21 protein-coding genes, 2 tRNA genes and 2 pseudogenes are annotated in these 25,970 nt (G+C 44.6%); 15 read left to right on the forward strand and 10 right to left on the reverse strand.

The genetic code is table 11. The features are described 5' to 3' along the window. Positions 1 to 25: 25 nt before the first annotated feature. The 3 genes and pseudogenes from N4J56_RS02405 to N4J56_RS02415 all read right to left on the reverse strand — a co-directional run bounded on the left by N4J56_RS02405 (position 26) and on the right by N4J56_RS02415 (position 4,534). The gene (locus N4J56_RS02405; RefSeq protein ID WP_317104979.1) at positions 26 to 2,794 is read right to left on the reverse strand and encodes a WD40 repeat domain-containing serine/threonine-protein kinase; all 2,769 of its coding nucleotides are present in this window, start codon (positions 2,792 to 2,794) and stop codon (positions 26 to 28) included. A 291-nt stretch (positions 2,795 to 3,085) separates the two neighbouring features. Then, positions 3,086 to 4,148: pseudogene (locus N4J56_RS02410) on the reverse strand (IS630 family transposase). A 59-nt stretch (positions 4,149 to 4,207) separates the two neighbouring features. Further along, the gene (locus tag N4J56_RS02415) at positions 4,208 to 4,534 is read right to left on the reverse strand and encodes a hypothetical protein (RefSeq protein WP_317104980.1); all 327 of its coding nucleotides are present in this window, start codon (positions 4,532 to 4,534) and stop codon (positions 4,208 to 4,210) included. 755 nt (positions 4,535 to 5,289) lie between these two features. On the opposite strand from N4J56_RS02415, the gene N4J56_RS02420 reads away from it, so the two are divergent. The 13 genes and pseudogenes from N4J56_RS02420 (at position 5,290) to N4J56_RS02480 (ending at position 19,205) form a co-directional block, all read left to right on the forward strand. Further along, on the forward strand, positions 5,290 to 6,114 hold the full coding sequence (locus N4J56_RS02420; protein ID WP_317104981.1) for a glycosyltransferase family 2 protein: 825 nt from the start codon (positions 5,290 to 5,292) through the stop codon (positions 6,112 to 6,114). Between the two features lie 18 nt (positions 6,115 to 6,132). Continuing rightward, positions 6,133 to 7,497 (forward strand): glycosyltransferase family 4 protein, encoded by a 1,365-nt coding sequence (locus N4J56_RS02425; protein ID WP_317104982.1) that lies wholly within the window; start codon positions 6,133 to 6,135, stop codon positions 7,495 to 7,497. Continuing rightward, a complete protein-coding gene (locus N4J56_RS02430) occupies positions 7,494 to 9,143 on the forward strand; it encodes an efflux RND transporter periplasmic adaptor subunit (RefSeq protein WP_317104983.1) in 1,650 nt (549 codons plus the stop codon). Before N4J56_RS02425 ends, N4J56_RS02430 begins: the two co-directional genes overlap by 4 nt. A gap of 9 nt (positions 9,144 to 9,152) precedes the next feature. Then, positions 9,153 to 9,635 carry a hypothetical protein gene (locus N4J56_RS02435; RefSeq protein WP_317104984.1) on the forward strand — a complete coding sequence of 161 codons (483 nt, stop codon included), beginning with the start codon at positions 9,153 to 9,155 and terminating at the stop codon, positions 9,633 to 9,635. 84 nt (positions 9,636 to 9,719) lie between these two features. Then, entirely contained in the window at positions 9,720 to 10,610 is an 891-nt protein-coding gene (locus N4J56_RS02440; RefSeq protein WP_317104985.1) for a hypothetical protein, read from the forward strand. Then, positions 10,607 to 13,150, forward strand: coding sequence for a glycosyltransferase family 39 protein (locus N4J56_RS02445; protein ID WP_317104986.1), 2,544 nt, complete (start codon positions 10,607 to 10,609; stop codon positions 13,148 to 13,150). The genes N4J56_RS02440 and N4J56_RS02445 overlap by 4 nt, the downstream gene beginning before the upstream one ends. Next, positions 13,144 to 13,884 (forward strand): hypothetical protein, encoded by a 741-nt coding sequence (locus tag N4J56_RS02450; protein ID WP_317104987.1) that lies wholly within the window; start codon positions 13,144 to 13,146, stop codon positions 13,882 to 13,884. Before N4J56_RS02445 ends, N4J56_RS02450 begins: the two co-directional genes overlap by 7 nt. 96 nt (positions 13,885 to 13,980) lie before the next feature. Next, positions 13,981 to 14,946 carry a lysylphosphatidylglycerol synthase transmembrane domain-containing protein gene (locus N4J56_RS02455; protein ID WP_317104988.1) on the forward strand — a complete coding sequence of 322 codons (966 nt, stop codon included), beginning with the start codon at positions 13,981 to 13,983 and terminating at the stop codon, positions 14,944 to 14,946. A 10-nt stretch (positions 14,947 to 14,956) separates the two neighbouring features. Further along, positions 14,957 to 15,211 (forward strand): hypothetical protein, encoded by a 255-nt coding sequence (locus N4J56_RS02460; protein ID WP_317104989.1) that lies wholly within the window; start codon positions 14,957 to 14,959, stop codon positions 15,209 to 15,211. 75 nt (positions 15,212 to 15,286) lie between these two features. Continuing rightward, a complete protein-coding gene (locus N4J56_RS02465) occupies positions 15,287 to 16,555 on the forward strand; it encodes an IS701 family transposase (protein ID WP_317104593.1) in 1,269 nt (422 codons plus the stop codon). A 98-nt stretch (positions 16,556 to 16,653) separates the two neighbouring features. Next, positions 16,654 to 17,526: pseudogene (gene istA, locus N4J56_RS02470) on the forward strand (IS21 family transposase); the annotation flags it as partial. Between the two features lie 586 nt (positions 17,527 to 18,112). Next, positions 18,113 to 18,907 (forward strand): IS21-like element helper ATPase IstB, encoded by a 795-nt coding sequence (istB, locus tag N4J56_RS02475; RefSeq protein ID WP_317104990.1) that lies wholly within the window; start codon positions 18,113 to 18,115, stop codon positions 18,905 to 18,907. An 88-nt stretch (positions 18,908 to 18,995) separates the two neighbouring features. Next, a complete protein-coding gene (locus tag N4J56_RS02480; RefSeq protein WP_317104991.1) occupies positions 18,996 to 19,205 on the forward strand; it encodes a hypothetical protein in 210 nt (69 codons plus the stop codon). 112 nt (positions 19,206 to 19,317) lie between these two features. On the opposite strand, the gene N4J56_RS02485 is transcribed toward N4J56_RS02480, so the two are convergent. From N4J56_RS02485 to N4J56_RS02505, 5 genes are all read right to left on the reverse strand, one after another. Next, on the reverse strand, positions 19,318 to 20,844 hold the full coding sequence (locus N4J56_RS02485) for a slipin family protein (protein WP_317104992.1): 1,527 nt from the start codon (positions 20,842 to 20,844) through the stop codon (positions 19,318 to 19,320). Positions 20,845 to 21,364: 520 nt separating this feature from the next. Then, positions 21,365 to 21,438: transfer RNA gene (locus N4J56_RS02490), tRNA-Ile, on the reverse strand. 2 nt (positions 21,439 to 21,440) lie between these two features. Next, a tRNA-Tyr gene (locus tag N4J56_RS02495) sits at positions 21,441 to 21,512 on the reverse strand. A gap of 178 nt (positions 21,513 to 21,690) precedes the next feature. Beyond that, positions 21,691 to 21,942, reverse strand: a complete 252-nt coding sequence (locus N4J56_RS02500; protein WP_317104993.1) for a hypothetical protein — start codon at positions 21,940 to 21,942, stop codon at positions 21,691 to 21,693. Positions 21,943 to 21,950: 8 nt separating this feature from the next. Continuing rightward, on the reverse strand, positions 21,951 to 22,847 hold the full coding sequence (locus N4J56_RS02505) for a reverse transcriptase family protein (protein WP_317104994.1): 897 nt from the start codon (positions 22,845 to 22,847) through the stop codon (positions 21,951 to 21,953). Positions 22,848 to 22,867: 20 nt separating this feature from the next. Between N4J56_RS02505 and mtnC the strand changes: the two genes are divergently transcribed. Beyond that, positions 22,868 to 23,596: an acireductone synthase gene (gene mtnC / locus N4J56_RS02510; protein ID WP_317104995.1), complete on the forward strand. Its 729-nt coding sequence runs from the start codon at positions 22,868 to 22,870 to the stop codon at positions 23,594 to 23,596. Positions 23,597 to 23,599: 3 nt separating this feature from the next. Here the strand turns inward: mtnC and N4J56_RS02515 are convergent, their stop codons facing one another. Both N4J56_RS02515 and N4J56_RS02520 read right to left on the reverse strand, forming a co-directional pair. Next, a complete protein-coding gene (locus N4J56_RS02515; RefSeq protein ID WP_317104996.1) occupies positions 23,600 to 24,565 on the reverse strand; it encodes a DMT family transporter in 966 nt (321 codons plus the stop codon). A 40-nt stretch (positions 24,566 to 24,605) separates the two neighbouring features. After that, positions 24,606 to 25,412 (reverse strand): HMA2 domain-containing protein, encoded by an 807-nt coding sequence (locus N4J56_RS02520; RefSeq protein WP_317104997.1) that lies wholly within the window; start codon positions 25,410 to 25,412, stop codon positions 24,606 to 24,608. 187 nt (positions 25,413 to 25,599) lie between these two features. Between N4J56_RS02520 and N4J56_RS02525 the strand changes: the two genes are divergently transcribed. Further along, positions 25,600 to 25,932 (forward strand): hypothetical protein, encoded by a 333-nt coding sequence (locus tag N4J56_RS02525; protein ID WP_317104998.1) that lies wholly within the window; start codon positions 25,600 to 25,602, stop codon positions 25,930 to 25,932. The last annotated feature ends 38 nt before the right edge of the window (positions 25,933 to 25,970 follow it).

The following is a 25,970-nucleotide window of genomic DNA, read 5'->3' on the forward strand; positions in this document are numbered from 1 at the left end:
GTGTCGCGTCTCCATAACTCCTAGTTTAGTGACATTGCCAGATTTTTACAGTGTTGTCAGCACTCAGAGCAATTGACCAAATGGCATCATCATGGCTGCCGATAGTTTTGACAAATTTACCATTTTCAGATTGCCAAACTTTGAGCATTTTATCACCACTACCGCTGACAATAATTCTCCCCAACGGACTTAAAGCCACACCGCTGACACGGCTAGTATGACCTTCTAGCGTGTGAGTTAGCTTGCTATCATGCCACAACTTAATCGTGCCGTCTTCGCTGCCAGAGACGATGGTGCGTCCATCTTTACTAAAGACGATCGATCGCACCCAGCCAGAATGTCCCGTCAGATCGCCAATCCATTTTTCTTTGTATAAGTCCCACAAACGAATAACTTCGCCGCAACCTCCAGCTAAAACTTTGCCATCTGGACTATTGGCAACTGACAACACATAACCGGAGTGTCCTGTCAAGGTGTATATGAGATTACCTGTATATAAATCCCACAACTTCACCGTGCCATCGTCACTCCCGCTAAAAATCACCTTACCATCACGACTCGTCGCGATCGCGCTGACTCCATTCGCGTGTCCGGCTAGGGTTTGAATCAGTTTGCCACTATTAACGTTCCAGATCTTGACAGTTTTATCGGCACTGCAACTGACCAGAGATTTACCGTCAGGACTAAAAGTCAATCCCCGCACCCAGTTGCTATGGTCTCTGAGACAGTAAACTAAACTGCCGCTATCCAACTCCCAGATGTTAATCGTTTTGTCCGCACTGCCACTGGCGACTAACTGTCCGTCTGGGCTAATGGCAACTGCTCTAATCTGTCCCGAATGTCCGGTTAGGGTATGCAGGCACTGCCAATGTTTAATTTCTACTAGTGGTGGCGGTGGTGGTGGCGGTGGCGGTGGCGGTGGCGCTGTGGCTACTGGTGCTGCTGGTGCTGGTGCTGTGGCTGTTGGTGCGACAATTGGTTCACTGAGGTCTTTGAGTACCTCTTCTGCCGATTGATAGCGACGCTGGACGTATTCTTGCAGCATTCGATCGAGAATGTCACTTAATCGATCTGAGACATCAATACCCCTTTGGTGCAAATAGGGTCGCCACATCCAGTTTCCTTCTAAAGGATTATAAATTTCATCGAGTTCTGCATTTGTCATCAGGCGAATGCAGGTGACACCCAAGCTGTAAATGGTTCTGACAATCTTCATGTTGAAGATACTTTCAGCGGTGGAAGCAGATGAACTCCGGTCAAACTCGTTGTTACCACCTTCATCAACAAACGCCACGATCGCCACTGGATAGGCTGTGTTTTGAGCAGCACCACCGCCAAGATTTACTGTCACCGTGTAGTCAAGGCTAACTTGACCGTTGAGCGTAGTGAGTTTGACTGCTGAACCAGAAGTAAGGTTAAAGGTACTAGTACCGCTATTCCATGTATAAGTAGCTGATTGCGTACCATAGTCGATCTTGACGGTCGTACCATTTGGTAAAGTTGTGTTTGCACCGTAACCAGTATTGGAGTCTTGCTGGTTATCAGCCGTGTTATCTGCTACGTAATCGGCTTGTGCGGCGGGGATTGGCTTCAGAACTACGTTGTTGAGTCCAAGCGAGTTGGGGTTTCTTACTGTGCTGTTGAAAACCAGATCGCCAGTCTCAGCATCAGTAAGTGTATCGGCAGGATTTTTACCCAGTGGCGGCGAAATTGCCTGGTTCACGTAGTCAGTCTGGGTAGAGCCTCCTGGACCTGTTGCCCCTGGAACTCCTCTCGGTCCAGTCAAAATGCTTCCAGGTGGGTCAATAGAAAATAGGTTAACTTCACCATCAGCACCCGTACCCTGGTTACTCTGTCCGTTGTTTACGGGTTGGCTGCTGGAGTCACTACCGTATGTAGCAAGAGCTATACCGTCATCATTAAGAGGATCGAAGCCACCTGCACCGTCAGCGTAAGGAGTCGTAGTACCCTCAAAGTTATTAGGGAATTGGTCGCCGGATTCATCATAGATAATCCGGTTAAGATCGCTATCTCCTTGGGTATGACCGAAGGATTGAGCAATATTCAGGATTTGACCGCCAGTAAAGCCCGTAACTGTCCTTACCTGGAACTGGAAGCCGTTTGTATCGGCAAGTGTAGAAGATCCAGCAGTCATTATACCAGTACGGACAATGCCAATCCGCTTCACTAAGCCTGCATCAGCTAAGGTACGTGGAGTCGTTGACCATTGAGCATTGAGAGCGGTAGCATTAGCCGCAGTAGGATCGCTTTCACTGTAAACTACAGTCCAGCCTGAAGGTGCAGTTGGTAGGAATCCAGCATCCAAAACTGTATTTGTAGGAATGACATCAGAAACCAAAATGACATTTCCAGTAGGAGCGCCTGCACCCGCAATGGGGTTAGTTAGAGCTGTTCCTTCCAAATTACCGACAGCAATAGAGGCATTATTAGGGTAAGAACCTTCAACGCGCAGGTCTAAGCGATAACGAATCTGGTCGTCATCGAGTACTGAAGTATTTGGAGTATATAGAGAGCGAGTCTTGAGTACGGTTGCTAGAGCGCGGGTAGTGACCTGCGTTCCTAAAGGAATCGTCTGGAATGCTGCTGCCTCCCGTTCCCCATTTGCAGGACCTAAATTTCTAGGAGCTGGTTCGGATGTAATGTCAGCAGTACGAACGTCATCATCAGTAGTAGCATCCGCTACATATGGAATGTTCTGACGATTCTGAGTTCCAGGGTCAGCGGTATTACCGAATTGCACGCTAATTGGATTAGTCGCCACGGTTTCTGTCACTGTGACAGGAACTCGTACTACTATCTCTTGGTTGACATCAATCGAGCCATCAAAAGCAGCATAACCCGCGCCTTGGATGGCAGCAATAAATGCAGCATTATCTGATTGAACGCCAGCATCAGGAACGGCAACTGGAGTTGTCAGCGTGTTTCCGTTAATTCTGACGATATAAACGCTATTGGCTCCAGCGGTGCTACCAATTTGACCACCGACAATACGACCTCCTGTATTCAGGATTGTCTTACCTGGAATGTAGATAGCAGTGGTATCGTTACCGACGTTAGTAAGTAGCTAGGCAGATTTAAACATAAAACGTTCCAGTGTCCATCCCCCTTGTTGACTTCGATTCTCCATGCCCTCAATCATGGCATTCGCTAAATCATACTCGTTATCAAAAATCCTTCCGGCTATTTCATGGGTTTTGAGTTGATGCCACTGCGCTTCAATCAGATTCATATGTGAACTGTATTGGGGGAGAAAAAAGAGATATAGCCCTTTCGACTGCCACTGCTGCCAGTGCTCACGGGCAAGATGACTGGTATGAGCCGAACCATTATCTTGCACCACGACTGTGAGCCGTCCGGTTTGTAGCAATGTCTGCTCACTCTTTTGGGCAAGGAGCGTTCATCACTTTAACATAGCGTTCCTTGTGGAAACTGCCTTGTACCAGAGCATAGTCAAACGACTGCTCTGGTTGCCATATCCCTAGAATACTAATGCGGTCTCCATAGGATTTGACCTGCTCTTCGGTGTTTCTGCTCTCCAATGCGAGAGTAACTATAACTGACTGGACTTTCCAGACAACATCCCGATTCGTCAAGATACTTCAGGTCAATGTACCCTTCACAGGCAGCTAGTTGGAGTGTGTCTAAGTCGGCTTGCTTGAGTGCTTTGTACTCAGGATCTTGTCTGCCCCGTTGCGAGTGTCGAGTCCGCTTCCAACTAAAGCCCTTTTTTTTAGAATGCGGCGAATCCGGTCAGCACTTAGGTTTACCTGTCGTTCTTGCTCTAGCTTCTGGGCTAGCTGTTGACTATTATAGGTTCTGGCTTCTTGCTCTAGGCATTGTTCTAGGTAGGCCATGTCTGCTTCTTGCCATTTGGCTTTAGCTCCTCGTCCACTAGCATCCCATAATCCACCTAACCCTTGCTGCTGCCAACGGCGGATGGTTTCGCGCACTGTCTGCTCTTGGCACTCAAAAATTTCGGCAATCGCTGGCACTACCCATCCTTGAGCATTGAGTCGAAGCATTTGTGCTCGATCTCGGGTACGTTGAGCAACGGTTTTGGCAACCCGAAGTTCACTCAACGTCCGGTCTTCTGACTCTGTCAAAACGATACGTAAAGGAGCAGGCATGAGTGGTCAAAATCAGCAAGTTTTTGGCTTTTCTCTATCTTACGTTTAATTATGCCCTACTACTTAATCGTGAAGTCGAAGTCTAAAATATCTCCATTGGAAACACTGCTACCGTTCCTGTCAACAGGTGTCGCTCCAGTAACGGCAATACCTGCAACCTCTGCTACCGTGATGATGACTTCATTAGAAGTTGCATTTATCGTACCAGGGTTACTAGGGTCTTCATATGTAGCAGTCGCTTTGTTTTTGATCTCAGTCCCCGCACCCGTGAGTGGTGCAGTCGGTACAGACTGTGCCAGAACAGGTACAGTCATATTGAAAGTGCCACCCATTAACAAGGTAGCTACGAGCAGTTGGCGATAAAGCCGTTTGGTTTGAGTGTTCATATTTCCACAAAGTTCAGATCTTCAATAACTAACCACTGTCGGGTTAGTCTCACACCGTTAGACAAATTACACAGTTAGACAAAACGCATAGCTGGGGTTTTCTCAGCAAGACCGTGGCAAAATTTGAGCTGAGAAGCCGCAGCAAAATAAAATTTTCTCGAAATCTCCTTTTTAGTAGTGCTAAATTTCAGTCTTGAGGTAGAGGTCGAATTTACTACAGATTTATCTTGTCCGAGATGGTTGTAAACTACCTGAAGACAAACACGGAATTTGTTGACAACACAGATACTTCGATCGCAACTGAATTCTGCATAGATGAGTTTAATTTGTACTAAAAATTCAGTACAATTACCGATCGTTTTTCTGAAATGATGATAGAATCGTGCAATTTACACGCTTGACAAAAAAGAAGTCGCGATCTCTACCGAGATGTATGCAGACTACACTTATGTGTTTACACTGCGATCGAAAAATAAATGTGTTGAATTACGGCTTTTATCTAAAAGTAAATTTTTCTGTCAAAAACTTGTGCTTCAAAATCAACCTCGTTCTCAGTAGAAATACATAAATTCGCATAAATTTAATGGCGATCGCTAGAGAATTTTTACTATTTTTTAAGTTTTTCTCAAGCCAATCTTTCTCTTCACAAATTCTTTAAAAAAAACACAAAGATTCAAGTAGTTTCACCGAACTAAATCAATACATTACGAAGTCATGATGTTTTTTAACAAAATTTTTATATTTCTCACCACAGCATGTTACTCGCACCTCCATCCTTGAGTCACTCAGTCACGATCGTAATTCCTTGCTTGAATGAAGAAGGTAATCTGGAAAAACTTTTTCATACACTCGATCGCACTTTTCAAAATCTAGGCTTTACTCTACCAGTACTTTTAATCGATGACGGCAGTACCGATAAAACTCCTCAAATTCTGACACAGTTATGCTGTCAATATGCTTATTTAAAAACGATTCGGCATCCTCAAAAGCGGGGTGTTACCGGAGTTTGGAAAACTGCGATCGCCCAGGTTAATACAGAATGGATATTCTGGGGACAAGCCGATCTAGAATCTGATTTTCAGACTGATTTACCTTTATTATTAGAAGCTTGCATAGCAGGAGTTGATGGCGTTGCCGGATGGCGACAGCAACGCGGTGAGGGTAAAGTCATGGCTTCTAAATTTGCTAATCTTGCCTGTCAGATATCCTTTGGTCTGAAAATTCATGACATGAATTGGATCAAACTCGTGCGCCGTGACATTCTCACCAAAGTTCCGTTTGATGTTGTTACCCATCGCTACCTTTTGGCAATCTTGGCAGGTTGGGGATATAACATTACAGAGGTTGCTACTCCTTGGCATCCACGTTTTTCTGGTCAGAGTAAACTTGGGCGCGGACGGTTGGTAACATCTGCCATGAACTTTTCTCGTACTTGGTGGTGGTTTCACGTTGAAAATCGCTTGCTCTTACCATTGCAATACATTCCCGCCATGTTTAAAGCAGTTGACGTTGGGTTTCGTGCGGGTAAAGAAGCTTTCGATATGCAAGTCAATCGCGATCGCGTAGCGAGTAATTCTTAATTTATGTAGAGACGTTACATGCATTTATGTAGAGACGTTACATGTAACGTCTCTACAATTCCCCTATACGGGCGGGTTTACCAAAACACTTCGTTTTCTACAGAAATTCTGGGTTCACCCGCCCCTACCGATTCCCGACTCCCGACTCCCAACTCCCGACTCCTCATGAACAAACACATTCTCGTTATCAGTTCGGTCTATCCTCAAAACGCAGAAGGCAATCACGGAGCCTTTGTGCGAGAAGCAGTCTTACGCTGTCAATCTGCGGAAACTACATTCTCAGTCTTTGCCCCAGCCTATGAAGGCAGTAAAAGCCACATGCTAGATGGCATAAAAGTTCATCGCTTTCGTTACTGTATCAAACGGTTTGAAAATCTCGTCCGCGATGGAGCGCCGACTAAGTTGCAAAAGCAGCCGCTTTATTTACTCGCTGCGGCTCTTTACATTCTTCTAGGTACGATTCAGTTATTTCTAGTGTGTTGCAAAGAAAAACCCGCCCTACTTCACGTTCACTGGGCTTTTCCACACGGATTGATGGCATTTCCTGCTAGTAAGATTTTGGGCATTCCGATGGTGTTCAGTTTTCACGGAGCCGAACTTCTACTCGCAAATAAATTCCGCTTTGTCTCATCTATTCTGCGCTGGCTTACGCCTCATGCCAAAAGCGTCACTGCCAATTCTTCTTTCACGCTGGGATTGGTACGCAAAATCTATTCTGGCGCAGTCACCGTAATTCCCTATGGTTTGACGATTGAAGCAAAACCGCCCAAACAACGTGCAGCAGGGGCGATTCCTCAATTACTTTTTGTTGGCAGACTGGACGAACGCAAGGAATTGCGATATCTGTTGGAAGCTTTGACACTAATTTTAAAACAACAGCCTGTGTGCTTAAAGGTGGTTGGTAAGGGAATCCTAGAAACAGAGATCAAATCTCAGTGTCAAGATATGGGTTTAGATAACGTAGTAGACTTCCTCGGATTTGTCAGCAAAGAAGAATTGGCAGATGCATATGCTTGGTGCGATATCTTTGTTCTGCCTGCCATTGTAGACAGCAAAGGCGATACCGAAGGCTTAGGAATCGTAATGATAGAAGCCTTAGCCCACGAAAAGCCTGTAATTGCAAGTGCAGTGGGTGGCATTGGCGATGTCATCCGTTCTGGAGTCACTGGTCTATTAGTACCCCAAAAAGACCCCTACGCATTGGCAGCAGCAATCCTGAAAGTATTGGCTGAACCCAATCTAGCTCAACAGTTAGGACGGCAAGGCTTACAAGATGTTCAAGTCCGGTTTGGCTGGTCGCGGATCGTTCCTCTATGGCAAGAGGTATTTAGCTCCGCCTTGGCTAATACTGCGCCGACGCTCTCTCAAACAGTAAAATTATGATTCGTTCTCATCCATTATTTTCTCGTGCTGTGTTGACAACTCTAGTAGCAGCACCATTGGGGATTATGGCGGTTCTAGCGATCGCCGTACTCGTGCCAGCGACCAAAAATCCAGAGTCGAAAATCTACGCTTCTGGAATTGGTTATCCTGCATTGCAACGGTTAACTGGTAAACCGATCGCGGTGAAAACTGTAGCCGTAGCGCCAAAAACTCTAGAGGATAATGTAGCTGCGCCTGGGGAGTCGGTGGCGCTGCATAAAATAGACCTCCGCCCGCAGGTATCAGGACCAGTAGAACAGGTTTACGTTGAGGAAGGGCAGTCAGTCCGAAAAGGACAACCATTAGTTCAGTTTCAGCAAGACACATACAAAAATGCTGTTGATGCTGCCCGTAACAATGCCGCTATTTCTGAAATGGCTCTGCTTAACTTACAAAAGTCAGCGCCCGTAAAACTAGCAAAGTTAAAAACCGATGTTGAACTTGCCAAACATCGATTAGCGATCGCATCAACTAAAGTGCAAGATATGAATTCCTTGGTTGAGAAAGAACTCAAAAACCAAGTTGCTGATGGCGAACATCGGCTGGCAATTGCCCAAAAGAAACTGCAACAAATGAATTCATTAGTACAAGCAGGAGCTATTTCTAAATTCCAGCTTTACGACATTCAAGATAGTTATTTAGCACGAAAGAAAGACCTAGATTCAACCAAACGGCAAACAATTAACGCCCAAATTCAGTTATACGGCAGCCAAGACTTTTATACAACTTTGCAACAAAACTTGCTTACTGCCCAGCAAGAACTAGCACATACGCAACAAGAGATCGATAACGAGTTGGGTAATGCTCGTCTAAAACTGCAAAACGACAAAATAGCCCTACAAAATGCTCTGAAAAATTTACACAATACAGTGCTGTACGCACCGATGGATGGTCTTGTTAGTTGGGTCAATATTGATCGCGGCGAATTAGCAGGGGTACGTGCCAGCCGTCCGCTGGTCAGTATATCTAAAGATTTTGCAATTAGGGCTTATATCGACCAAGCGCAAATCAACGCGATTAAAGTTGGAGATCTGGCGACGGTACGTTTAATGTCTTATCCTGGTCGCACCTTCCAAGGGAAGGTGATTCGACTCAACCCAACTATTTTAACCAGCGCGGGCAAACGTCCTAAAGGTGGGATCGATCGCCGCTATACTTACTCAGTTTGGATTGCCGTTGACGATCTGCAAATGGCAGCTGGCTTGCAGGGATACGTTCAATTCAACAAGGACAAAGCTAATTTAGCAATTCCAGAAAGTGCAGTGATTCATTTATCTGGTGGCGAAGGCATGGTAATGGTTGCCGAGGCAGGTCAAGCAGTTGTCAAACCAGTTCAGATGGGCAGAATTTTCGACAATCAACGAGAGATCCTTGCAGGGTTAACGCCAGGGGAACAGGTCGTACTTTCTCCTAGAGGGATAAATCCAGGCGATCGCTTAGAAGTCAGAAGTCAGAAGTCAAAAGTCAAAACTGAAGAGACAGGACAAGGGAGACAAGGGAGACAAGGGAGAGCTGAGGGGGCTGAGGGAGAAATCGCCTCTCATCGCCAACTATCAACTACCCATTATTCATTACCCCATAACTCAATACTAAGGGCAAAAAATTAATTATTTGTTATGAATAATCTGCTCCATTATCTGAATACCACTCTACTCAGATTTACTAGTAGATTGCCTGTTGCTGAAACGGGAATAGTTAGTCAAATTCAAGTAAAAAAAGAGGTTTGGTATAACTGGTTTGAGCGCACAAGACTAACTTTTTTGGTTGCATCTTTTGCTTTGTTTTTAGGAGTAAAATCTCCTTGGTATAGTTTACCTCCCGAAGCTTTAAAGGCATTTGACACCCATCTCAGTATTGCCAATACAGGTAGAGCGATCGCCTTATTATTTGCTCTGTTAGCTGGAGCGATCGCATTCTGGTTTAGTCACAGTCGTACTGCTCGAATGCTGTTTTGGAGCGGATTAGTTGTCGTGCTGCTTTTTCCTTACTTTATTACTACCTGGTCGCCTACTGTGGCTTTTTTGAGTGCGGCTTACTACAAGCAAGGGGTAGAAGCTACTCATCACGTCCAAAGAAATTTTCCGAAAATCCAGTCTTAATGGAAACAGAATATAACTTTAAGTCAACCCGATCCAATTAAATCAATCGCTTCTTTTTCTATTAAAGATAGTCGCTTTTTTCAAATGTCATCCTGGGATAAAATTTGGGTCGAGGGATTTGGTTATAGTAACAATTTTTTTGCTTATATTGGTCGCGGTTGGAGTTATGCCGTTGCTGGTTTAGTTATTGGTTTAATGGCATGTTATTTAGGGTTGGCAGAACGAAGTTTCAACGCTTTGATTACAGATTTGGCTAAGTTTCTACCTTGGGTGGGAGTCGCGATCGCCTTACTCGTCCTGTCAATGCTCTTACCTAATTTCATCGATCGCCATCTAGATACGCTATATGCTCAGGGTCAATATCTTCCAGTTGTCACCATTAGCAAGATTTTAAAAACTTGTTATCCTCCTCTGCAAGGTGACACGGAATTTCTACGGCGGATGGCAGAAGCCGGATTTTATGCTAACCGCTCGGAGCCAGGTGCGATCGAATTTGTCAAGGGATTAGAAAGCTATCGACGCAAAGATTTCATCCGCGCTGAAGAGTATTTCCAAAATACATTAGCAAAGCAACCCCAAAACTTTTTGGTGAGGGAATATCTCACCACATCTCTCTTAAACCAAGGAGTGGCTTATTTTAATGGGGCGAACAGCCCTACAAACCACCAGACGGGATTAGCAATAGAGCGTTTTGAACGGGCATTGCAGATTTTTCCGGCTCATATCGAAGCACTTTACGACTTAATGCTGGCTAGAGCTGCTAATGGTGAATTCGATCGCTCGGCATCAGCAGCACGAGAAATTATCGAAACGCAAGAGTATCCCCAGCAAAGCAATTTGGCTTTACTGGGACAAGCTTATCTGCACAACTCTTGGGCGAGCTACCATGATGGCGATATCGAAAAAGCCTGGGAGCAGTATCGCCAATCGATTGACAACAAAGCTTGGAAGGAATCTGGCGAGGCTCAAGAATGAAGCGTTTAAACCGTTGGCTATCGATCGGATTAGTCTTAATCCTGGGCTTTTTGTTGGGCATATCGGGCTTTTCTGTTTGGGATAAAAGTCCTGCTGCTGCCGATCGCGTTGCTTGGTCTGTTCAAACGCAGTGGATTGCGCCCCAAGCGCCAACTTACCGTTTTTATGCCCGTCGGTCTTTTTTCCTGAATGACGTTCCCGCAGCAGCCTGGTTGCGGTTGAGTGCCGACAACGATTTCATTCTTTATGTTAACGGACGGGCGATCGCTAGAGACAGAAATATTCTCTATCATTCTCTGGGCTTAGGAAGTCGCTTTACCGAAGATTTTCAAAGGGCAAATGATAGCGTTGCTTACCGTTCGCGGGGTTACGACTGGATTCAGCTTGCCAATGCTAAAGATTGGAAATTAAGTACCTATATTGACTTGACTCGTCACCTCCAATCTGGGAGAAATACGATCGCGATCGAGGTGCAAAAAAGTCGGCAAAATCCGCGTGTGGTAGTTGAGGGCGCTGTCTATCCCTTATCTGCATCACCCGCGATCGATCTGGCGACAGGCACAACACCTTGGGTAGTCTCAAATCTCAACGAAGCCCACAATGGTTTGCTTTGGTTCGATCGCGATTTTCCTGATGAAAGTTGGTCTTCAGCCAAGGCAATTGGTTCGGTGCGAGAAGGAACTTATAATCGCCTCAGTCCAAGACTGTTCGATCGCTTCCTAGAGGGAAACTGGATTACTGGAATTGAAAGTTCCCAAGGTGAAGTGTGGCTCAGAAGTGATTGGCAGATCCCGCAACATCAGTTTTCCCGTGCTTTCATTCGGTTTGCAGGAGATGGCAAGTATGCTTTGCTAATTAACGGTTTATTGGTCAACCGCTACGATGCCGAGCATAATAACGAATTACATATGTATGAGGTGACAAATTTTCTTCGACCTGGTAGCAATACTCTGGCAGTCCATTTGACTCGACCCATACATCAAGTTGGCACGGCAGCTCCCTTTAATCCACTGGGATTTTTCTTGGATGGCTGGGCAGAAACTAAGTCTCACGCAGCGATCGCACCCATTTCTACAAATAACACTTGGAAGACTCTGGAGCAACCTGGATCTGGCTGGTTCAATGGTAAGGGTGAAGCACAAGCAGCACAGGATTTGGGTTTACCAAACGTACAAAAGTTAGACCGCACGTTTGAGGGTGATGCATATCTGCTCAATTATCCCGATTATCTCTGGCACTTTTGGCTGTGGCAATTAGCAGGTGTAGGTTGTGCTGTAGTGAGTGCTTGGAGTCTCGGTAGATTTTGGCTGGGCGATCGCCATAGCTGGTGGAATAGCTTAGGTGCTGGGGCAGAGCTGTTATTACCTGGAACGCTCTTCTTAATTGGGATTGGTTTACTCAAACACCGCTATGCAGAAGCAGAACGAGGACTGCTGTTTTTTCAACAACAGAGTAATTCGCTTATCTTGCTAGGGTTTGTAGTTGTCGTGTTGCTGACGCTCCTGTGGAGTTGGCGGGAAAGAAAACTAGCTTGCTTGGGGCTGTGGTTGCCTATGGGGTTAACTGCCTTTGTCAGCTTGAGTTTAGTCGGTAGCGTTGGGGCATCTCCAGCAAGTATGTGCTTAATTTTGTTTGGGTTTGGGGCGATCGCCCTGTTTATCTTACTTCCCAGCCACACGCGACACAACCTCATACATCGATTGACGACAGCTTACCAAACCTATTCTCCTGTATGGAATCAATGGTTGATACTGGGTGCGATCGTCGCGATCGGTTTTGTGGTTAGAACCTATAACCTTGGCTTCGTAGATCTCGATGCGGATGAAAATACGTCTTTAGATGCAACTAGGGGAATTCTCCGCACAGGTGCGCCCCAAGCGACATCTGGTATTTGGTACACCCGCTCTCCAGCCTATCACTACATGCTGGCACTATGGTTGCGGCTGCTAGGGGACTCAGTTGTGAACGCTCGCTTTTTGTCGGTACTTTGGGGTACAGCCACCTTAGTTTTAGTTTTTATCCTCACGCGCACAATTACCGGAAAAGCTTGGCTGGCTCTGATCGTCACGGCAATTTTAGCTTTCGATCCATCGCAAGTCTACTTTTCTCGCTTTATTCGGTTTTATCAAGTCGTTCAATGCCTGAGCATCTTAAGTTTCTGGTTATTCCTCAAAGGATTTGTTGATCGCAGTGGTAGGGCTTATCAATATGGATTCTTTATTGCGCTTACTCTAACGATCTTAAATCAAGAGGTAACTGTAACTTTATTGCCTTGCTTTTTGGTAGGATTTCTATTTTTCTATCGACCTTTTCGCTGGGCGGACGATTGGCAAATTGTTGTCAGTAGTATCGTATCGATGGGGATTATTGCTTACGATCTTGTTTTCTTTTCGATTCGATGTTTGACTCCTTGGGTAGCTCTTTCCGACAGTACAGATGCTTATCTCAAAGTGCATTTTTTTAGTATTTCAGGACTAGCAAATAATTTCTTTGTTGGTTCTAGTCGAATGCATATTATTTATAGTTCTTCTTTTTGTTAGGTTGGATCTACTTCCTCAAACACCGAGATGAAAAGACATTTTTCTTATTTAGCAGCGTATCGATCAACCTGATACTACTGACCATTTTAATCTACCAAATAGCTACAAGATACACCTACCAAATTTATCCGATCTTTATTTTACTAGCTGTTTATAGTGCTGCTTGTATTGCCGAAAGTGTAGCTAGCAAGTTTCAGACATTTACGAGGAACTTGTTACCGATGAGAGGAGTTGCGATCGCCAGCATTGTCTTGCTTTTAATCCTGAACGTAGAACCAAATCGAGTGTTAGCTAGCTATCACGATGCACTCACTAGGCGTAACAATGAAGCATTTGCATATATTAGCAGTCATAGACAACCAGGTGATGTTGTCATTTCGACTTCTCCGGCTGCTGCTTCAACAGGTTTAGGTGGGCTAGATTACTTTATTCCTGGTAATATACGCTTCGATGTTTTTTATTGGAATAATGGTCGAGTGATCGATCGCTGGGGTGGTGGCAAATTAATCAGTAATTTAGATCAAATGAGCCATGTTTTAGAGAATTCTAAGCGCGTATGGTTGCATGTAGATAACCACACAGAAGGCAGATTTGAACCTGTATTTCGCGACTACATAGAAACTTTAGGTCAACCAGTTATGGAAACTTTTGGAGCGCGGGTACGGTTGTGGAAACCAGAAGATGGAGTATTTCCACACGTACCTTATCAAGGAGGAGATTTAGGAGCTTATTAAATTTGAAATACACGTAGGGTGGGCAATGCCACCCTACACCTTATAACCTCTATCCATGAATTATTAGTGCAACTCGTCATTTCTTGAGGTAGCTCAGTGAAGATAAAACCAATATTTTTAATCAAAATCATAGTTAGCGTAGGAGTACTAGCTTTAGTATTAACTCGGATGGATTTTTATCAAGTGTGGGTACAATTTCAGTACCTATCTCCATCTTTTATTATCTTTGCCTTGCTATTTTACACGGGTTGTCAATTGCTGAGTTGTTGGCGTTGGCAAGTTGTTTTGTGGTCTAGCGGACATTCTGCACCAATGAGTAGTTTGCTCAGTAGTTATTTTGCTGGAATGTTTTTAAATATTTTCCTCCCAGGCGCACTAGGCGGAGATGTCTATCGAGTTTATCGAGTCGCGCAATCGACTAAAGATTCAGAAGTAGCACTTGTATCAGTTTTCCTAGAAAGATTTACCGGACTTGCTGCGCTTTCTGGGTTAGCAGTTATCGGTTTAGTTCCTGCTTTTAAATTAATTGGACGCTGGGATATTCTTCTCTTGTTTGCAGCTTGTGTTGGTTCGTTAGTCGGAGCAGTTTTACTGATAGCAAGTCCAAAGTTATTAATTTGGGCAGAACCTTGGCTGATTAAATTTCGTCTGAGTGCAGTAGCAGCTTGGTTTGCAAAAATTCAAATTCTCTTACGCACCTTTGCCCAACATCGCCAAGCTTTGTTGTTATCAATGGGGCTGTCACTTTTACTACAGTTAGCTATAGTTTATTATCATTACTTAGTTGCCCATCAGCTAAAAATTCCAATTTCTTATTTGGAACTTTTAGTTTTTATTCCAATTATCGTAGTAGTGACTTTACTACCCATATCTCTAGGTGGAATTGGATTGAAAGAAGGATTATGGGCTTATTTATTTAGTCGCATTGGTCTTTCAGTAGAACAAGCTCTATTATTGTCTCTCACCATTACAGTCTTAGGTTGGATGTTAAGTTTACCTGGAGCAGTTGTTTTACTGTTGGATTCTACAGGGTTTCAGCAAGTTAGACAAGGGAATAAATAGGGAGTAGGAAGTGAAAGTACGCAGTTTACTAATAGCAATACTATTACTATTCTCAGCAGCAATCGGGGAAAAAGCGATCGCTACTCCATTAATTTTTGCAGATTCAAGCGATCGAATATCTCAGTTTGACATTGCTAAACGCCCGATTTCAACTCCTCCAACTCAGGGAAACAAAAAGCGTACAGATTTTAGCTACGAGTCATCCAATCTCATTAGCAATTATCTTTACCGTCGCCTTTCTCGGTCATCTAATGGGACTTTGTAAGAAAGATGGAGCAAATTGAGCTAGAATGCGGGTAGGAGTTGCGTTTTACGTCAGTCTCGACAGGAGCAACGTAAGGTGAAAGATCAAGTACCAGCAGCGATGCCGCAGTGCTTTGAGAACTGGTGTCGTCGGTTTGATGATGTATTTTCGCGTCAGAAGCAGCGGCAGGAATTTCGTGTTTATCTAGGGGGACTGCTGGGTGAGAGTCAGCGCAAAAACCTGAGCCAACTGGTCACAAATACAGTAGATGGCTCCTACAACAGCCTCAGACATTTTCTCAACAATGCCCCTTGGGATGAAGTCAAGCTAAATAATCGGCGGTTGGAGGTGATGCACCAGTGTCGCCAGACGACCCCGAGTCAAGGTTTCACATTGATTGTAGATGATTCGGGACATCGCAAAAGTGGTGCGGCTACTGATGGGGTAGGACGGCAGTACATTGGGGAGATTGGCAAGACTGACAATGGTATTGTGCTGCTGACTACCTACTTGTATGATGGAGTGCGACGTCTGCCGTTAGATGTTGCACTCTATCAACACGCAAGTTTATTCGAGCAAGGCAAGGCAGACCCCAACTTCCAGAAAAAACCTGACCTGGCTCTAGACTTGGTTGACCAATGCTTGAAGCGCGGTTATCGACCGGGTGTGACTGTAATTGATGCAGGCTACGGTAATAACACGCCTTTTCTCAAGCAGTTGGAGTCGAGAAACCTAACTTACGTGGCAGCAATCGCCAAAAACCGCCAAGTTACTGCTCAAACATCAGGTGATGAGTCTGCTCGTAAGCAGGGATTAGAAGCTATTGCTCAAACCTTGGCAGTGGAGCAGTTCACACCTGTGCAACTCAATCTGGAGCAGCCCCGGACAGTTTGGGTGGCGCTGTTACCAGTTCACGTTCCGAAGCTCGAAGGCACTCGCTGGCTGGCGATTCAACTCAATGCCTCTAGTTTCGAGCAAGCGACGGAGGTGGATTACTTTCTCACCAATGCCTCTGACAACCAAGTCAGTGCGGCTTGGGTAGCTCAAACATATTCTGCTCGCAACTGGGTGGAGGTCTTCTATCGAGAAGCCAAGGGCTGGTTGGGTTTGAGTGAGTATCAAGTTCGGGATGCTCTGAGTATGAAGCGTCATTGGGTTTTAGTGTTCATCGCTTACACCTTCATCCTTTGGCATCAGTTGACCGGCGGATTCCGCAGACGTTGGGCAACCAAACCCTTACAAACCTTTGCCGAAGCATTGGAGGCATTCCGCACCGCAGTCGAGTTTCGTTTGGTCCGCTGGCTTAATGAGCATGTTGATGTATTTGCCTCTCACAGAGCTAAGTTCGGCTATATTTGGGCTTAGAAAGTTTTAAAGTCCCACTAGGCAATGTCAATTAACGCCAATTAATGGACTGCCTAGTGTCGGGAAAACGAATTAATTTCAAACAGGTTCAAATATACATGAAAGCGAGAGAATCTGGCTGCACGCAGGAAACAGCAGCAGCAAAGGGAGGATTTTCGAAGCGTACAGGTAGACGCATTGATGCGGGAGCTCATCAACCGCAACGCGGACGACCCCATGACTGGCGTACCCGCAAAGACCCATTGGCTGAGGTATGGGACAGCGAACTAGTTCCGCTATTACAAAAACAACCGCAATTGCAAGCGATAACGTTGTTCGAGTACCTGCAGCAGAAGTATCCAGGCAAGTATGGGCAGTCTATCGTGCGGACGCTGCAACGACGAGTCCAGCAATGGAAAGCGACCAGTGGACCAGCGCAGTCAGTGATGTTTGAGTTAGAGCATCAACCAGGCGTAATGGGCTTGTCGGACTTCACCAAGCTCAAGCAGGTGCAAGTCACGATTGGCGGTCAACCCTTCGAGCATCTACTGTATCATTATCGACTTGCCTATAGTGGATGGCAGTACGTGCAAGTCATTCAAGGTGGCGAGAGTTTTGTTGCTCTGGCTGAAGGTTTGCAGAATGCCTTGGCAGCAAGCGGGGGTTGTCCACAAGAACATCGCAGCGATAGTCTTAGTGCCGCCTACCGTAACCTGGGTAAACGCACCGATGAAGATTTGACGCAAATGTATCAACGGCTATGCCAGCACTATAATTTGCGTCCCTCACGAAATAATCGCGGACTAGCCCATGAAAATGGTTCGATTGAGTCACCCCACGGCTATTTCAAACGACGGCTGCATCAAGCCCTATTGCTGCGCGGCTCGTGTGATTTTGATAGTGTTGCTGCCTATCAAGCGTTTATCTCTGGGATAGTTGAGAAGTTGAATACGCGCATTCAAGCCAAATTTCAGCTTGAGCAACCCTACCTGCATCCATTACCCAACTATCGTTATCCCGACTACGAAATCCTCAGCGTCAGAGTTACCACCCGTAGCACGATGACCGTGCGCTGCATCACTTACACTGTGCCGTCACAATTGATTGGCTTACGATTAACCCTTCACCTACATCATGACCGGATAGTCGGTTTTGTCGGCACGCAGCAGGTGGTAGAACTGCCACGCCTTCATGTACCTAGCCGCAGTCGGTTGCGGCGCTCCCGTTGCGTCAATTATCGTCACGTCATTGACAGCCTGCGACTGAAACCCCGTGCTTTTCTACACTGTACCTGGCAGCAAGAATTATTGCCTGACGACAACTACCGCCAATTATGGCAGGAGATGTTAACCCAGTTCGATTCCTACACGACGGCACGATTGATGACCGAGGCACTGTACATTGCTGCTAAACAAGATAAGGAACACGCAGTCGCACTGTATTTGGCTGACCACTTACGCTCTGGCACCCTTAGCTTGGTGGGACTGCAACAGCAGTTTCATCTGGGTGAGAGTGTGGCACATCCAACGCTTTCGGTACAGCAACACGACCTTTCCCCTTACGACTCTCTCTTGCATCATGTCCCCCAACAACAGCCAAATAACAGCCATCGAGACTCTGGGCTTCCTACTCAAAACACTCAAACTGCCCCACATGAACAACCATTGGCAAGAGTTGGAGCGTCAGGCTCTGGCTGGGGGCTGGTCACACGCTCAATTCTTGCTAGCACTGTGCGAATCCGAGGCAACACAACGTTATCAAGCGCGAGTGCAACGCGCCCTCAAAGATGCCCACCTGCCACCAGGAAAAGCTTTTTCCAACTTTGACTTCAGCCATTGCCCCAGCTTAAATCAGCCTAGCATCATGCAACTGGCTCAGGACAGAACTTGGTTGAAGCGGGGTGAGAATCTGCTGCTGTTCGGTCCTTCTGGAGTCGGGAAAACTCACTTAGCTGCTGCTGTCGGTCGCAGTTTGGTAGAACTGGGTGCACGAGTCAAGTTTCTGGGTGCCACCACAGCCGTGCAACTGCTACAAGCGGCGAAAGCCAACTTACAACTGCAATCAGCTTTACTCAAGCTCGATAAGTACGATCTGCTGATTCTTGATGACATTAGCTATGTCAAAAAGTCGGAAGTGGAAACATCAGTGTTGTTTGAGTTAATTGCTCACCGCTACGAACTCAAAAGCTTGATGATTACTGCCAATCACCCTTTCAGTGCTTGGGATGAAATTTTTACCGACTCTACTATGACCGTTGCTGCTGTAGATCGCTTGGTACATCATGCTGTCATTCTCGAAATCCTTGCACCCAGTTTTCGTCAACAAGCGGCTCTACAACGCTCTTCTTCTACTGACCAAAAGCAACCAAAATAATTGTCGCGCATTCGTCAAGATAGTTGACATTTCATACTTTCCAGACGATCCCCTCACGCCAAAAGTAAAAACAGCGATTGAGAAAGCCTTGGCATGGCAGCAAACCAGAGTTTTAGCTTCAGGAGAAATTAGCACTAAGGGCAATACTCGCACTGCGGGGCAAGAAACTGGACGCACTGGCAAGGTAAAAGCAGTTGACTACAACATGGCAATTCGCGGGTTTGCTTATTGGGCGGCTGTAACGCAAAATTCTAAATGGGGTGCGATCGCCAAAAAAATTGCTAAATTTTATTATTAATATTATGTTTGAGCGATTAACCTAAATCTTCTAAGGGCGAGTTTATGTAGTTACTCGTATGTTTATCGAGATCTTTGATAAACCCGCCCCTACAATACCCACAATAATATGGTTATTGCCGATTAATCTGAATTAATTCGGTCAAAATACTATCTAAACTACCATTAACTTGAATGCGATCGATCTTTTCAGCGATCCGTTCTAACACCTCCAATTCTTTCAAACGCAAAGCGACGGGGTTATCTTCCATCACTTTTGCGGTATTTAACATGCTGCGAGTAGCTGCGGTTTCTTCTCTACGCCTAACTACATTTGCTTGAGCAGCTTTTTCTGCTTCTACTACCTTGCTCAAAATTGTCTTAATCTCGCCAGGTAAAATTATATCTTTCACTCCAACAGAATCGACTTCAATTCCATAGTCTACGGTTTTGCTGCGAATGTATTCAGCAACGCTGCGATCGATCGCACCTTTATTTTCTAATAGTGCATCCAAAGTTTGTTCGCCAACTGCTGCACGTAAAGCAAACTGTAATTCTTTGTACAAGAAAATAGAAATATCTGACAAGCCGTTTTTTGCTCTCAGTGGATCTTGAATGCGAAAACCAGCAGTTAAATTTAAGCGTAGAGGAACTTTATCTTTCGACAGAATATCTTGACCAGACACCTCGATATTTTGCAAACGCATGTCAATCACTTCAGTTTGAAACGAGCGTCCATATAACCACCAAGCATGTATTCCTGGCTGTAGTAAAGCTGGAAATTCTTGATTTACATACAATAAACCAACGTGCTGCGCGGGGACTTCCCGAACGTGCAAACTGTTATGGCTCAGTAATAAAACGTCTTTAGAACCTGCCAGTAATTCTGCTACTGAATTAGGTGATAATTTGGCATCATTACTAATATCAATAATTTCCACTTCTACACCTTGCCAAAACAACTTACGGCTTGTGGGTGGCAAAATAGCAACAACTTTACCCAAATACCGCACAATTGCTACTTGTCGATCTTGTAATTGTACAATTTCACAATAAGCTGAGACAAACTCAGGATGCTTTTCAATCAATACATCTTCTAGTGGAAAGTCTGGGTTGGGCAAGATACGGCTGAGAGTTCTGACTGCAACATCCCGATTTACAGTCCAAAAAGCATATTCTCCCTGTTCCAAAGGTCGAACAAAGTTATTTTGAACGTATAGCAAGCCAATCTCGTATTCTGAAATTTGAAATTTCTTCAATCCGTTTAAGGCGATGCTGCGTATTTGCTGGACAAATTCGGCAGGTAGTTCTAAACTTTCTTCTAAATTGAAAATATGAGATTCTACCTCAATAAATCCACGCCAAAAAGCACGTAGTTGGTTTGGCGCGACGCTTATCCAATTTTGACCGCAGCGTACTAAAACAGCCTGGTTAAATGCTGTTTTGATAATTAATAGATGCTTTTGTAACTCGGCTTCGTGAGTTCTGAGTAACAATTCTAAGTTTTCTATTTTGGCTTCTGGTTGATTCAAGTCATAAGTTTTAACTTGCCAGTGGCGACCAAAATAAGTGTAAGTCCCTGGCTGTAAAATCTTTTTAAAATCGCTGCGGTGATATAAAATTCCGATTTCGTTAGGTTTGATGTAAAAGGTTTTCCACATAGAAATTTGAATCGATAATTTGGGCACCTGTACCCGCCGATGAAGATTAGATAAGAACATTCGTCTTTTTGGCAGCTTTAGATACTAACCAGGAGCTTACAACCCTTAGCAGAATAATTTCATTATACTACATATAATACAAAAATATTTTTTACTCTGCCAATACAGGGTTTAACAGTCTCGGTGCGGGCAAAAGATTCTCTAAAACTGGATGAAGAGTGCTGTAACCTTGCCAAAACTACCCGAAGGCAATTCAACCAAAGTCAACAACGCTCAAATACGCCGTTCAATTTACCAGTTCCAGAGTCTCCGTAGAGAAACGGATTAGGAAAACGAAGGGACATACTCAAGTTAGAGAGAATTGCATTTGCGCTGGCTCCTGAACTGCAATAAAACACCTGCGTGACAGAGTAACGAACTCATCAAATAAACACGTCCAGCATTAGGCTTTACCTAACCTGTATCCGTTAAATTGCCTTGTCCCTAACAAGGTGTCCGTACCCAGGACGAGGGGATTTTGGAGAAAGTACAGGAATCGAACCTGCTACCAATCGGCGATACACCGATTGCTCTAACCAAATGAGCTAACTTTCGGGGGTTTGATACAGGATTTGAACCTGCGACATCCCGCATACAGCAGGCGCTCTTACCAACTGAGCTAATCAAACGGTGAAATAGCTTCAAGTACTTTGCGGCATACGCTTGTACTATAAATCAGCGCACCAGTCGGGTATGCAGAACCCGTACTACAGCTTTGTAACTTTACGACTCCCTCGGTATAAATTTAACACAACAGATGCAAATAGCAAGCGAGAAATTACCCAAGTCGTATATTTTATTCATAACTTAGGAGCGATCGCATTTCTGCTTTATGCGTTCTATTGATGCTAGAAATTCTGCACCTTTGTTGGGGTTAACCATTGCTACATAGTTGGCAAATCCAGTAATTGCAGCAATTAAATTAGTTGAATTCCCCCATTTTTTGCCTGATGAACCTTCTCGTTCAATTTGATACAGGGTAGCTCGGAAAGCTTTCAATGTTTTTCGAGATAAATTGAATTGTTGGTTGACAATAATCCCTGTTACCTCTTGTTGCACGGTTCTACCTAAAATTTGAATTTTATGAGGATTAATTGTAAAGCCTTCTGAGTAACAACTAACTTACTTTCATAAATTAAATTATTTATTTTATGCGCTTTCTTCTCAAAACCAGAAAAAGTTAAATCGTCGGCATAACGTGTATAGCAAAATCCCAGATTATGAGCAAGTTTAGTTAAATGCGTATCGAGGCGATCGCAAACCAGATTTGAAATAGCAGGACTTGTTGGCGCACCTTGAGGTAAGTGACGTTTTTCTATATCCTGACAATTCATTTTAGCGTTAACATCTATATTCGCGATCGTACAGATTAACCCAAAAATTGTTGCGGCAGTTTCAGAATAACCAAAACTGTAAAATAATTCTTTGACCCGTTTATATGCAATTAACTGAAAAAAGTTTTGTAGATCTAATTTTACTATAACATCTTTACCCACATGAAGTCTAGCATTGGTAACAATAGAGCGATCGCGACAAAAACCATGAGCGGCATCATGAATTTCTATGTTTTCTAAAATATGTTTTAAAATCCATTTTTGAATGGCTTTTAGAGCGGGTGTTGGAGCAGAAATTGTTCTCGATGCACCTGTTTTCTTACGAATTTGAAAGCGGCAATAATGTGAAGTAGAAGATGTGGGATACCTGTCAGCCAAAAAATGCAGTTTTTCCACGCTAATTCCCATTGCCAACGCTATTTCTTCATCAGTACTACATTCAGATAATCCTCTTTTTCGTAACTGTTCGGGATTACCTGCGATGAAAGGTGGAAAACTGGCTTGATGTTGCATATCCATAGTTGTTACTTTACCAGGTGGTTGTAGCGTGAGACGTATTACTCTCAACAGCCAAAACATTAAGTGCGCTTTCTCCATTCCATATATGTATACTGGATCGGGTTGATGCATATTAATGACCCAACGTAACTATGCCCGATCGCTATTCTGCTCGTGTAGATGTTATCTTACTTGACATTGAGGGAACTACGACTCCGATTGATTATGTTTTCGGCGTGTTGTTTCCTTTTGCTCAAAAGCAGGTAGAATCATTTCTGCAAATTCATCGTCAGGAAAGTAGAGTACAAGCAGATCTAGAACGATTGCGGCAAGAATATGCAACTGATGTTGCTCAAGGATTAGCCGTACCTGAATGGCTGGATGACTCAACAACCGCCGCCGTGCCTTATATTCATTATTTAATTGAAACCGATCGCAAATCTACCGGACTCAAATCGTTACAGGGGAAAATTTGGGAAAGTGGATATCGAAATGGAACGCTGCGATCGCAACTTTTTCCCGATGTTAAACCTGCGTTTGAACGTTGGACTCGTGAGGGTAAGCGATTATATATCTTTTCGTCAGGTAGCGTTCAAGCACAACAATTGTTATTTCAATATTCTGAGGCAGGCAATTTAACTCAGTTTTTGAGCGGTTATTTCGATACTGAAACTGGCTCAAAAAAGGAGGCAGCAAGTTATCGTAAAATTGCTCAAGCGATTGGCGTATCACCACAGCAAATTCTCTTTATTTCGGATGTGACGGCGGAACTAAAAGCATCTGAGGTAGCGGGAATGCAAACGCTCTTTTCTCTGCGATCGGATAATCGAACATCAGATTCGGAAGGGTTTCCAGTTGTTAGCAATTTTGATAATGTTTGAGCTTCAGTTAGAGTCATGAGATCGCTTAATTAAAGCTCGTTCTCCACTCAACAAAGCAATACCCAACGTGACAATACCAATACCTAAAATCTGGATTACATTCAAAGTTTCATGAATTACGATCCAGGCAACTAATGCTGTCAATGCTGGACTGCTAGAACCAATTATAGAGGCAGCAGTTGCACCAATTGCGCGAATACCGATATTATTCAAAATGTGTCCGAGAAAACTCACCAATCCTGAAAATATTCCACCAATCCATAGAGGTGTCCAGGCAAGATTATCATAGGGAAGTCGCCAGAATAGCAGGCTCACGCCAGAAAGTAGCAGTGTGGTGGCAAAACTAATCCAAGTGAAGGGAATTGGATGAAGTCTTTCAAAACATTTTTGGGCAATGACTGTATAAAGAGCATAAACGACTCCAGAGCCGACGCTGGCAAGAATGCCGATCGCAATTGCATAATTATTCTGAGTAGGTGTAGATTGAGGAATGGTAAAGGCACTACCTACTAAAATGATGCCCATGACGACCCAGCGAAACAACGTCGGGCGATCGCCAAAAAACTGCCAAGCTAGTAGTGCCGTGAATATGGGATAGGTGAAAAATAGCGTCATGGCGATTCCTGTTGGAATCAAACCAATGGCAACGTAGAGCGAAGCAACATAGACAAACATCAATACACCACAGCCCAATGCCTGCACTAAAACATCGCGGCGATCGCGGTTGAATAAGTTTAGTAATTCCTTCAAAGCGGATGGATACAGCTTAGGTGCGAGAAATGCCATAAGTGGAACCACTAACAGCATTCGCATAAACATCAGCAAGAACGAATGAGGCAAATCGGGTGCGACGTATCCACCCAAAATAAATAAACCGAGAACGAGATGCTCTGCAAATAGAACTCGAACGGTGATGTTATGGAACGATAAGACAAAGGAAGATAGGAGAACTATCAGAATGCCTAGCACAGTCAAAAAGTCGATCGACTTCCCGATCTTACTGCTGAATTTACAAGACTAGCAGGTTTGGCGATCGCTGGGGATTGGTTGCAGTCGCCGTGTCTTCTCCTAGCTGAGCGCCAATAGCTCCACCGACAATCGAGCCAAAAACTGCCCCCGTTGGTCCTAAAACTACCTTCCCTGCAACTGCGCCAACAATTTGTCCAGTAGTTTCACCAATCTTTTCACTGGCTCTCTGTTGCAGAGTTTGGGCAATTTGCTCTGCTGTTAGTTTAGTTCCTTGAGTATTAGCTAACGAAACAAACTGGTCAACATGATGAACGGTTTCAGCCCCAAATTGAGCGCCAATAATGCTACCCACAAAAACACCAATCTGACCGCCTAAAATAGCGCCTGCGGGTCCCATGACGATCGCTCCCGCTGTCGCTCCAACAGCGCCGCCAAACATATCTCCTACTGCTCCTCCAACCAAGGCTGCACCAAACGTTCTCAGTTGTATTTGAGCCGTTTCAGGCTGACGATCGGAATTCATGCTATCTGATGTATTTGTACCTAAATCTATTTGTAAATTGCTTACCTGCGCGATCGCTACTAGCAATTCCAAGGGCGGGATAGCAGCACCAGGAAATTGATTTACCTCATAAGTAATAGTCAAACACCCTACTGTAGTATTGACTCTGACGCTTTCAATAAATGCCAACGATTGAATTTGTTGCTCCAATTGAGCATAAGCTATGTCTTCAATTGGTTGAAGCAAGCGCATTCGCAACCGTCCCGCTACTGCATGGGCGATCGCACTCCTAACTTTAACTACAGTACTTTCCTCAGCAGCATCTAACTCAGCAGTAAGGGACATACCTTATATCTTCCCTCAGATAGATTTTATATATTGTATATTTGGTCGGGAGGCAGTGAGTAGGGGTAAGTCGTAAGTCGTAAGTCGTAAGTCGTAAGTAACTGACAACCGATCGCTGATAACTGATAAACTGAGGGTATAAATTAAATCGCGTTCTCATCCTCGCTGGGTTTCGAGGTGAGTGGCAATGAAAGCTAAAATTCTCGCACTGACTGCATTACTGACAATCTGCACCGCAGCACCCGCTAAAGCCGAAACTGACGTAGATTTTGGCGTAACGATCGGCGATCGCGCTGGAATTATTGTCGTTCCCTCTGGATGGCGCGACCGCGACTATCATCGACGCTACAGACGCGATTGGCATCGCCGCCCGCGCTATCGACTTTATCGTCCCGATTGGTATGGGTACGATCGCTTTTACGATCCATACAGATATGGTAAGAGATATTACCGCCGCTATAGACACGGACGATATTACTATCCACGCCGTAATTCTGTGCAAATCAGGATTGGTTTTTAAGTAAATACTTGTAGGGTGCGTTGATAACGCACCCTGTA

The organism is Chroococcidiopsis sp. SAG 2025, from assembly GCF_032860985.1.
Taxonomy (GTDB): Bacteria; Cyanobacteriota; Cyanobacteriia; order Cyanobacteriales; family Chroococcidiopsidaceae; genus Chroococcidiopsis.

Bases quoted from the DNA above. Each gene is read 5' to 3' on its own strand.
- N4J56_RS02415 (WP_317104980.1), bottom strand. From the start codon at position 4,534: ATGAACACTCAAACCAAACGGCTTTATCGCCAACTGCTCGTAGCTACC.
- N4J56_RS02420 (WP_317104981.1), top strand. From the start codon at position 5,290: ATGTTACTCGCACCTCCATCCTTGAGTCACTCAGTCACGATCGTAATT.
- N4J56_RS02425 (WP_317104982.1), top strand. From the start codon at position 6,133: ATGCATTTATGTAGAGACGTTACATGTAACGTCTCTACAATTCCCCTA.
- N4J56_RS02430 (WP_317104983.1), top strand. From the start codon at position 7,494: ATGATTCGTTCTCATCCATTATTTTCTCGTGCTGTGTTGACAACTCTA.
- N4J56_RS02435 (WP_317104984.1), top strand. From the start codon at position 9,153: ATGAATAATCTGCTCCATTATCTGAATACCACTCTACTCAGATTTACT.
- N4J56_RS02440 (WP_317104985.1), top strand. From the start codon at position 9,720: ATGTCATCCTGGGATAAAATTTGGGTCGAGGGATTTGGTTATAGTAAC.
- N4J56_RS02445 (WP_317104986.1), top strand. From the start codon at position 10,607: ATGAAGCGTTTAAACCGTTGGCTATCGATCGGATTAGTCTTAATCCTG.
- istB (WP_317104990.1), top strand. From the start codon at position 18,113: ATGTCCCCCAACAACAGCCAAATAACAGCCATCGAGACTCTGGGCTTC.
- N4J56_RS02485 (WP_317104992.1), bottom strand. From the start codon at position 20,844: ATGTGGAAAACCTTTTACATCAAACCTAACGAAATCGGAATTTTATAT.
- N4J56_RS02505 (WP_317104994.1), bottom strand. From the start codon at position 22,847: ATGCATCAACCCGATCCAGTATACATATATGGAATGGAGAAAGCGCAC.
- mtnC (WP_317104995.1), top strand. From the start codon at position 22,868: ATGCCCGATCGCTATTCTGCTCGTGTAGATGTTATCTTACTTGACATT.
- N4J56_RS02520 (WP_317104997.1), bottom strand. From the start codon at position 25,412: ATGTCCCTTACTGCTGAGTTAGATGCTGCTGAGGAAAGTACTGTAGTT.
- N4J56_RS02525 (WP_317104998.1), top strand. From the start codon at position 25,600: ATGAAAGCTAAAATTCTCGCACTGACTGCATTACTGACAATCTGCACC.